The following is an 11,180-nucleotide window of genomic DNA, read 5'->3' on the forward strand; positions in this document are numbered from 1 at the left end:
TCCAGCAGCTGGAGGATGGAGGCACAGGCTACAATATGCCGGCAGTCTTGGAGCTGGAAGGAAAGCTGGATCTTACAAGAATGGATGCCGTATTCAAAAAGCTGATCAAACGCCACGAGTCACTGCGCACGTCCTTTACAACGGACACAGACGGCGAACCGGTTCAGCGCATCCATGACGAAGTGCCGTTTACATTCCACACCTCTGTGCTCGGCGGACAAACTGAACAGGAAGCCGCGGCAGCGTTTATCCAGCCGTTTGACCTCAGCCAAGCTCCGCTGTTTCGAGCGGGGATCGTCAAGGTACCAGACGGGCGGCATCTATTACTGGTCGATATGCATCACATTATTTCAGACGGTGTGTCAGTCAATACGCTCATTCGGGAATTCGGGGAGCTGTACGCCAATCAGGAGCTTCCTCCGCTTCACATTCAATATAAAGACTATGCCGTATGGCAGGAGGCCTTTAAAAAAGGAGACACGTACAAGACGCAGGAGGCGTACTGGCTGAAGCAGCTCGAAGGCGAGCTGCCCGTACTGGACCTGCCGGCTGATTACGCCCGGCCGCCGGTGCGAAGCTTCGCGGGTGATCAAGTCTCATTTACGCTCGATCAAGAACTCACAGCCGGACTTCACAAGCTCGCACGCGAGAACGGAAGCACCCTGTACATGGTGCTCCTGGCAGCTTACACAGCGTTATTGTCGCGCTTAAGCGGACAGGAAGACATCATCGTCGGGTCACCAATTGCCGGACGTCCTCACAAAGATCTTGAGCCGATACTTGGAATGTTCGTCAACACCCTGGCGCTTCGGGCACGCCCGGAGGGCGGGAAGCCATTTGCGCAATTTTTGCAGGAAGTGCGCGAGACCGCATTGGAAGCTTACGAACATCAGGATTATCCGTTCGAAGAGCTTGTCGACAAGCTCGGCATGACGAGGGATATGAGCCGAAATCCGCTGTTTGATGTGATGTTTGTGCTTCAGAATATGGACCAAGAATCCATGCAGCTGAAGGACCTGTGTCTCCGGCCCGCAACAAATGTGGAACATCAAGTATCAAAGTTCGATTTAACCCTGTATGCGTACGAGGGAGCTAATGGATCTATGATGTTTCAAATGGAATATAGCACTGATCTCTATCAGAAAAATACGATTGAAATGTGGCTTCAATATTTAATGAATATGCTACGCGCCATCATCCAAGACAGCGAAGCAGCACTTGGAACAATACATGTATTGGACGAGAATGAAACCCATTTCCTTATCCATGAACTCAACTGCACAAAAAGAGAGTATCCGAGACATGAAACCATCAGCAGGCTGTTTGAGTTACAGGCTGCACAAACGCCTGATGCCATAGCTGTGGCCGGCGATGAACAAACATTAACGTATAAGGAGCTGAACATCCGGGCAAACAGGATTGCTGCTGTTCTTCGGAGAAAAGGAGTCGGACCTGAAACTGTAGTTGCATTATTGACAACACGAACTCCAGAACTTGCAGCAGGAATGCTCGGCATTTTGAAAGCTGGAGGAGCCTATTTGCCTATCGCTAAGGATCTTCCTCCTGACCGAATATCATATATGCTGTCAGACAGCGGTGCAAAAATACTTCTTCAATCTGAAAAAGCAAACAATCAACGATTAGACTTAGAGCTTACATGTGAGCAAATCGTCATCGAAGAGATTCAAGGACAAGGAGAAACGAAGAACTTTGAATCTCAAGCAGGGCCACATTCACTCGCTTATATCATCTATACCTCAGGTTCAACCGGCAAACCGAAGGGTGTCATGATTGAGCAGCGAAGTGTGATCCGTCTTGTCAAAAACAGCAATTACATTGAATTTACACCTGGAGACCGGCTTCTGCTGACTTCTTCACTCGGTTTTGATGTCGTTACATTTGAAATACTCGGGCCGCTGCTAAATGGCGCTGCTTTGCATCTCACAGATAAAGAAACATTTCTGGATTCCCATCAGCTTAAGAGATACATAGAACAAAACGGAATCACCACAATGTGGCTGACTGCATCTCTTTTCAACCATTTAACAGAACAGAATGAGAAAATATTTTCCCGGCTCATAAATCTGATTATTGGCGGAGAAGCTCTGTCAGCCAGTCATGTCAATCGAATCAAGCAAGCATGCCCGGAATTGTCAATCTGGAACGGATATGGGCCGACTGAGAATACAACATTTTCAACTTGTTTTCACATTGAAAAACTGTATGAACATTCCATTCCGATCGGCCGGCCGATTGGTAATTCAACCGCATTTATCTTAAATAAATGGGGGATGCTGCAGCCGATCGGAGCTGTCGGTGAACTGTGTGTCGGCGGAGATGGTGTGGCAAGAGGCTATCTTGGTCGACCAGACCTGACGAAAGAGAAATTTGTGCCAAATCCATTTGCGCCCGGCGAACAAATGTACCGTACCGGTGATCTGGCACGCTGGCTGCCGGACGGCACAATTGAATATGTAGGCCGTGTCGATGATCAGGTAAAAATAAGGGGGTACCGGGTTGAGCTCGGTGAGATTGAATCAGCGCTTCGTCATATAGACGGTGTCAAAGAAGCAGCTGTATTGGCGCGAACAGGACAATTAGGCAGCAAGGAGCTTTACGCCTATATAAGCGTAAAAGAGGGTACAGATGCTGAACAAGTGCGTACTCACCTTTCTCAAATGCTGCCAGGCTATATGATGCCGGCCTATGTGATAGAAATGGATGCTCTCCCGCTCACTGCCAACGGAAAATTGAACCGAAAAGCACTGCCTGAACCAGATATTACATCTAAACAAACGTACGTCCCGCCTCGAAATGACCTTGAAGAACAGCTTGCGATCATATGGCAGGAGGTTCTCGGGACACAGAGGATCGGAATAGAAGATTCGTTTTTTGAACTAGGCGGAGATTCAATTAAGGCTCTTCAAGTATCCGCGCGCCTCGGACGTTATGGGTGGAGCTTGCATGCAAGCGATTTATTCCGCCATCCGAACATAAAAGATTTATCAGCAGTCATCCGGAAGACAGAAAGAGTAATAGACCAAGGATCTGTTCAGGGAGCTGTCCCATGGACACCTATTCAGCATTGGTTCCTCTCTCAGGATATAGAAGATAGACACCATTTTAACCAGTCTGTCATGCTGTTTAGTCCTGATTGTTTGTCGGAAAATGCACTGCGCGCATCATTAAAAAAACTGGCAGAGCATCATGATGCCCTGCGGATGATTTATCGGGATGATAGCGGACAACAGATGCAAATCAACCAAGATATTCATGAATCCAAACTGTACAGCTTAAGGATTTCTGATTTTTCAGATCCGGGAATCGATTGGGAAACGAGCATTAAAGAAGAAGTGGCAAATCTTCAGCAAAGTATCAATCTCCAACAAGGACCATTACTGCATGCCGCTTGGTTTAAAACGCTGTCCGGAGATTATTTATTTCTCACGATTCATCATTTGGTCGTTGATGGGGTATCATGGAGAATTTTACTGGAGGACCTGTCAGCGGCATATCATCAAGCAGCTTCAGGACAGGCTATACAGCTTCCGCCTAAAACAGATTCCTATCAGGAATACGCACGGCGAATTCAAGATTATGCCCAAAGCAGCAAGCTGATTCGCGAGGAAACGTACTGGCGGACGGTTGAAGAGGAAAAAGCAGCGGAACTGCCATACGAAATGCCTTATATGGAGAATATGAACAGCAGTGTAAGGGAAACATTGCGCTTTTCACTCACTGAAGCAGACACCGCGGTCTTGCTGCAAAAGGTAAACCACGCTTATGGCACAGATACACAAGATATTCTATTGACGGCGGCTTCCTTAGCGATTTGTGACTGGACAGGGGGCAGCAAGCTCCGTATGGCAATGGAGGGACACGGGAGAGAACACATTCTGCCGGATTTAGACATCAGCCGGACGGTTGGCTGGTTTACATCCATTTACCCCGTCCTTATTGACTTTGAAAATCAAGCGGATGAGCTTGGAACCGCAGTTAAAACCGTGAAAGATACATTGGGCCGGATACCGAACAAAGGGGTAGGGTACGGCATGTTGAAATATCTTACACATCCCGAACATAAAAGCATGGTGTTTTCAAAAACACCTGAAATCGGCTTTAACTATTTAGGGCAGTTCAACGACAGAGAAAGTCAAGACCGTTTCCGCCCATCCGGTCTTGGGAGCGGTAAGGACATCACTCCTACTTGGAAGCGGGAGCAGCTTATTGAGATGAGTGCGATGGCAGCAGAAAATCAGCTTCATTTTCAGCTCAGCTATCCGCCGGCACGGTTTCACAGGGTTACAATGGAGCGGCTCATCAACATGATTGAATGCTATTTGCGGGATATTATGAAACACTGTGCTGAAAAACAGAACACAGAAAAGACGCTGAGCGATTTCAGCAGCCAATCATTAACGGCAGAGGATTTGGACAGTATATCCAGCTTGGTGGAAGACTTGTAGAAAATCGTGACAGGGAGATATGAACATGACAAAAGCGAATTCAATACAGGATATTTATCCGCTGTCTTATATGCAGGAAGGAATGCTTTTTCATTCCCTCCTGCAAAAAGATTCACGGGCATATGTTGAACAAGCCTCTTTTACAATAGAGGGAGAAGTCAATTTGCAGTTTTTCCAAGAGAGCATCAATGCTTTAGTAGCAAGACATGACATTTTCAGAACGATTTTCATCAGCCAAAATGTCTCTTCACCTCAGCAGGTTGTCCTGAGGGAACGGACTGTCAGTGTACTGGAGGAGGACATTGCTCATTTAGATGAAGCGGGCCAATCTGCGTTTGTCGAACAAATAAAAGAAAAGGACCGCGCCAAAGGGTTTCATCTGCAAAAAGATATGCTCATGCGCATCACACTTATTCGAACCGGAAAGCGGCAATATACTTGTATTTGGACCTTTCATCACATCATGATGGACGGCTGGTGCCTCGGCATTGTACTAAAAGAATTCCTTCAGATTTATGCATCAAAAACAAAAGGGGCTCCATTATCATTGGAGCCCGTTCAGCCATACGGAACTTATATCAATTGGCTGATGGAGCAAGACAAAGAGAAAGCTGTTTCCTATTGGGACAATTATCTTTCCGGCATTAAGCAGCAAACCTTGCTCCCGAAGCAGAAAAAAACAAAGAGCACAAGCAGGCAGGAGCAAATTACATTTTCATTTTCAAAAGAAGACAGCTGCAGGCTGTCAGAGCTTGCCGTAAGAGAAGAAGTCACACTCAGTACAATTTTCCATACCCTATGGGGAATTCTTCTTCAAAAATATAACAATAGTGATGACGCGGTATTTGGTTCTGTCATTTCAGGAAGGCCCTCAGACATTGAAGGAATTGAACAAATGGTCGGGCTTTTCATCAACACGATTCCCATACGGATGCATGGATCAAAAACGCCATTTTTACAGCTCGTAAAAGACATGCAAAAGGATCGCCTTGCTGCAGAAGCATACAGCTACCATCCTCTATACGAGATACAGTCTCGTTCAGCAGTCAAGCAAGGTTTGATTGATCACATTCTTGTATTCGAAAACTATCCGGTGCAGAAAGAAATAGAAATGCTGAACAGCCAGGAGCCTGATTCAGATCTTTTTCAGATTCATAACTTTACAGTAGCGGATGAAACCAATTACAGCTTTTATCTTATGGTGGCGCCAGCGGAAGAAATCCATATAAAAATGAGCTATGATGCAGCACTGCATGACCGATCCTTTGTGCTTTCTGTTAAGGAGCATCTTTTGAACACTGTTTCCCAAATCTTAGATCATCCGCATCTCTCACCCGAAGACATCGATATCACAACAGACACTGAAAAGCTGCAGCTGATTGGGGAAATCAAAGATCACAAACCAGTTTATGAAACCATCCATGCCATGTTTGAAAAACAGGCAGAAAGGACGCCTGACGCGCGGGCTGTGATTGATCAAGCGCATTCTCTGACCTATAAAGAATTGAACGAATCCGCCAACAGATTGGCACGGCATTTGCGGAAAAAAGGCGTTATGAGGCAGGAACCTGTCGCAATCATGATGGAACGCTCAACTGAGTTCATTACAGGTATTCTCGGTATATTGAAGGCTGGAGGCGCCATTGTTCCAATCGATCCCCATTATCCGTCTGACAGAATAAATTATATTCTAAATGACTGCGGCTGCTCTCATGTCGTTTCACAAGCGCATTTTGCACCTTTGCTTGAGACTGGCCTGAATGTTACCTATATAGAAGATACTCAAATCGAAGACGGCAGCTGCTTACATTCAGTGAATAGTGCGGACGATCTGCTCTATATGATTTACACATCAGGCACAACGGGAAAACCAAAAGGCGTTCAATTTGAACATCGAAATATGGCTAACTTGCTGCAGTTCGAATTCACTCGCTCTGGCATTGACTTTGAAAATGATGTTTTGCAATTTGCAACTCCTGCCTTTGACGTCTGCTATCAAGAAATATTTTCAACATTGCTGGGAGGCGGCACACTTCATATCGTGCCTGAAGCTATAAAAAGAGACGTGCCTCAGCTGTTTGCATTTATAAAAGAGCATCAGATGACTATTGTGTTTCTCCCAACGGCTTTTATCAAAATGATTTTCAGCGAACAGGAATTTGCGAACGCGTTTCCTCATGATGTAAAACACCTGATTACAGCCGGTGAGCAATTAATCGTTTCCAGTCTCCTCAAAGATGTTTTGTGTCAGCGCAGCATGTACTTGCACAATCATTATGGACCTTCAGAAACTCATGTAGTGTCGGCATATACCATACATCCGGGTGACCAAATTCCGGAGTTTCCTCCGATCGGAAAACCGATTGATTGTACTGATCTGTATATTTTAAATCGCCAAAAACAGCTGCAGCCTCGGGGAGTATCAGGAGAACTTTATATTTCCGGTTCAAGTGTGGCCAGAGGTTATATCAATAACGATAAACTGACGCGAGAGAAATTTTTACCCGATCCTTTCAGGCCCGGAGCGGTCATGTACCGAACGGGAGATGTAGCGAGAATTCGTGAAGACGGCAGCTTTGAATATATCGGTCGAGCCGACGATCAAGTGAAAATCAGAGGTTATCGAATCGAGCCGCAAGAAATAGAAATCGCGTTAATGAAGCATCCAGAGGTCAAAGAAGCTGCTATTCTTATCCGGCAAAATCAAGGTGAAGAACATGAGTTATGCGCTTATTATTGCAGTATGCACAGGCTGGATTCCTCGGCTTTGCGACAATATCTGGCAAATGAGCTCCCAGAATATATGATTCCGGCCAAATGGGTCTGGGTTGACAGCATTCCTTTGACGCCGAACGGAAAAGTCGATCAATCAGCTCTTCCAGAACCGGAAGCTTCAATCAGCAGTAATACATACGCTGCTCCGCGGAACCTGTTAGAGGTAAAGCTTTCGCAGCTGTTTGAAGATGTGCTGAAGGAAGCCCCGATCGGCATTCACGACAATTTTTTTGACCGCGGCGGACACTCGTTAAAAGCAACGGTGCTTGTGTCGCGAATCGCCAAGGAATTTCATGTTCAAGTCCCGCTGAAGGACGTATTTGCCCATCCGACAGTGGAAGGATTGGCTCTCATTATTCGACATGCAGAGGAAAATCCCTTTGCATCGGTTGCACAGGCAAAAGAACAACCGACGTACCCAGTATCATCAGCTCAAAAGCGGATGTACGTGCTCCAGCATCTAGATAATGGCGGTGTCGGCTACAACATGCCGGCAGTTTTAGAACTGGAAGGGAAGCTTGATCGCGAAAAACTGGCTGCTGTATTCAAGGAACTGATCAGCCGGCATGAGCCGCTTCGAACGTCCTTTGTGCCGGGAGAAGATGCCGAGCCCGTACAGCGTATTCACAGTGAGGTTCCGTTTACGTTAAGTGAAGAAGCCTCTGCTGCTGGATTTGTCCGTCCATTTGACCTCAGTCAAGCGCCGTTATTCAGAGCTGGCCTTGTGAAACTGGCGAACGAGAAGCATTTGTTGCTGGTGGACATGCATCATATCATTTCCGATGGTGTATCCGTTCAGCTTTTAATCCGCGAATTCACTGAGCGCTATGCAGATCGGGCGCTTAAGCCGTTACGAATCCAATATAAAGATTACGCCGTTTGGCAGCAGGAATTTCAAAAGGGAGACACATACAAAAAGCAGGAGACTTACTGGCTGAGACAGTTTAGCGGTGAGCTGCCGGTGCTCGAGCTCCCAACAGACAAGCGCCGACCGGCAGAACGGAATTTTACAGGCGGCAAAGTTTTATTTCAAATGAATGAAGAAATCACGTCCCGTCTGAAGCAGCTAGCCCGCAAAAATGAGAGCACGCTGTACATGACGCTACTCGCATTGTATTCAGCTTTTTTGTCGCGGTTAAGCGGTCAGGAAGACATCGTGATCGGTTCGCCTATTGCCGGACGCCCGCATGCCGATCTTGAATCGGTCCTTGGCATGTTCGTCAATACATTAGCGCTCCGGACGCACCCAGCCGGCAATAAGACATTTACAAATTTTCTCAAGGAAGTCAAGCAGACTGCACTGGAAGCCTATGAGCATCAGGATTATCCGTTTGAAGAGCTGGTTGATCAACTCGGTGTGCAGCGGGAAATGAGCCGGAATCCGCTGTTTGATACAACACTTGTGCTGCAAAATATGGAAAAGCAAACGCTGAAAATGAATGATTTGCTGCTTAGATGGAACGATTTGCAGCATCCGATATCTAAGTTCGATATTTCCCTGTATGTCACAGAGCATGAGGCTGAGCTGTACTGTCAGTTTGAATACAGTACCGCTTTGTTTGAAAAAGATACCGTTCAAAGATGGGCCGACCTTTTTATGACACTTGTGGAAAACACAGCTTCCAGTCCTGACATGGAATTGGACAATATCCCGATCCTGACAATAGAAGAAGAAAGGTCTTTCATTGACTCGTGCCATCCGCTTGAGGAGACAGGCTATCCGTTGAAACAGACCCTGCACCATGCACTCGAACAGCAAGCGGCAAAAACACCTGACCAACCGGCCGTGATCGTTGAAGACGGAGAGATAACCTACAAGGAATTGAACGAACAGGCTAACCGTGTAGCCTGGGAGCTGATCGACCGCGGAGTAAAAGCCGAAACGACTGTTGCCATTATGGGTAGGCGTTCCCCTGAAATGCTGATCGGGATTTATGCGATTCTAAAAGCAGGCGGCGCTTATCTTCCTATTGACCCGGATTATCCAGAGGAACGGATCCGCTTTTTGCTGAAGGACAGCGATTCTGGCATTCTCCTTATTCAATCTGACAATCTAGACATTCCAGCTTTTGATGGAGAAATCGTTCATCTCAGTCAATTAAACAGCGGGCTGAAACGTCGTCTGTCCAATCCAAATGTTGAAGTCTATCCGGATTCTTTAGCCTATGTGATTTATACATCCGGCTCTACTGGAAGACCTAAGGGTGTACAGGTTGAACATCAATCTGCAGTGAATTTTTTAAATTCCCTTCAGTTCCGCTATCCTTTGAACCAATCGGACGTCATTTTGCATAAAACGTCGTATTCCTTCGATGCTTCGATATGGGAGCTGTTTTGGTGGCCGTATGCTGGCGCCTCTGTTTATCTGCTTCCTCAAGGAGGCGAAAAAGAACCGGACATGATATTGAAGGTCATAGAAGAACAGCAGATTACAGCGATGCATTTTGTGCCTTCTATGCTTCATGCGTTTTTAGAATATCTAAAAAATGGCCCTGTACCGATCAAAACGAACAGGCTGAAGAGGGTGTTTTCTGGAGGCGAACAGCTGGGGGCACATCTTGTCTCTCGGTTCTGTGAATTGCTGCCAGATGTTACATTAACCAATTCCTATGGGCCTACCGAAGCTACTGTAGAAGCGGCATTCTTTGATTGCCCGCTGGATGAAAAACTTGACCGCATTCCCATTGGCAAACCTATTCATCATGTCAGATTGTATATTCTGAACCAGAAGCAGAGGATGCTGCCTGCTGGATGTATCGGAGAATTGTATATCGCCGGAGCCGGCGTCGCCAGAGGCTACTTGAATCGTCCGGAATTAACAGAAGAACGTTTTCTTGATGATCCATTTTATCCGGGAGAGCGCATGTACAAAACGGGTGATCTGGCGCGCTGGCTCCCAGACGGACAGGTTGAATTCCTCGGCCGTCTGGATGACCAGGTGAAAATCCGCGGCTACCGGATTGAGCCGGGAGAAATCGAAGCGGCGCTCAGAAGCATAGAAGGCGTGCGGGAAGCGGCTGTGACTGTTCGTACAGAATTCGGCGAGGCGGAATTATGTGCGTATGCGGAAGGGCTCGGGAGAAATGAAGTGCGCAAGCAGCTTGAGACATTGCTTCCGGGCTATATGATTCCTGCTCATATCATTGAGATGGAACAATGGCCGGTTACCCCGAGCGGAAAGCTCGACCGAAAAGCGCTGCCTGCTCCTGACGGAGCGGCAGATCGGGAAACCTACACAGCGCCGAGAAACCTGACAGAGATGAAGCTTTCCCAGCTGTGGGAGGAAGTGCTGAAAAGCGGACCTGTCGGCATTCACGACAACTTTTTTGACCGGGGCGGCCATTCCTTAAAAGCCACCGCGCTTGTCTCCCGGATCGCCAAGGAACTCGGCGTCCAAGTGCCGCTGAAGGATGTGTTTGCCCATCCGACGGTAGAAGGTTTGGCTTCTGTCATCAGCGAAGGAACGGAAAGTCCGTATGAAGCCATTAAGCCGGCTGAAAAACGCGAGACCTACCCGGTTTCCTCCGCCCAAAAGCGGATGTATGTGCTCCAGCAGCTGGAGGATGGAGGCACAGGCTACAATATGCCGGCAGTCTTGGAGCTGGAAGGAAAGCTGGATCTTACAAGAATGGATGCCGTATTCAAAAAGCTGATCAAACGCCACGAGTCACTGCGGACGTCCTTTACAACGGACACAGGCGGCGAGCCGGTTCAGCGCATCCATGACGAAGTGCCGTTTACATTCCACACCTCTGTGCTCGGCGGACAAACTGAACAGGAAGCCGCGGCAGCGTTTATCCAGCCGTTTGAGCTCAGCCAAGCTCCGCTGTTCCGAGCGGGGATCGTCAAGGTATCAGACGGGCGGCATCTATTACTGGTCGATATGCATCACATTATTTCAGACGGTGTGTCAGTCAATACGCTCATTCGGGAATTCGG

2 pseudogenes are annotated in these 11,180 nt (G+C 47.3%); both read left to right on the forward strand.

Going from position 1 to position 11,180, the window contains the following annotated elements:
- Positions 1-4,466 (forward strand): annotated as a pseudogene (fenE, locus tag KXD37_RS24000) (fengycin non-ribosomal peptide synthetase FenE); the annotation flags it as partial.
- Positions 4,467-4,491: 25 nt separating this feature from the next.
- Positions 4,492-11,180, forward strand: a pseudogene (fenA, locus tag KXD37_RS24005) (fengycin non-ribosomal peptide synthetase FenA); the annotation flags it as partial.

This window comes from Bacillus sp. XT-2, from assembly GCF_025696525.1.
Classification (GTDB): domain Bacteria; phylum Bacillota; class Bacilli; order Bacillales; family Bacillaceae; genus Bacillus; species Bacillus halotolerans.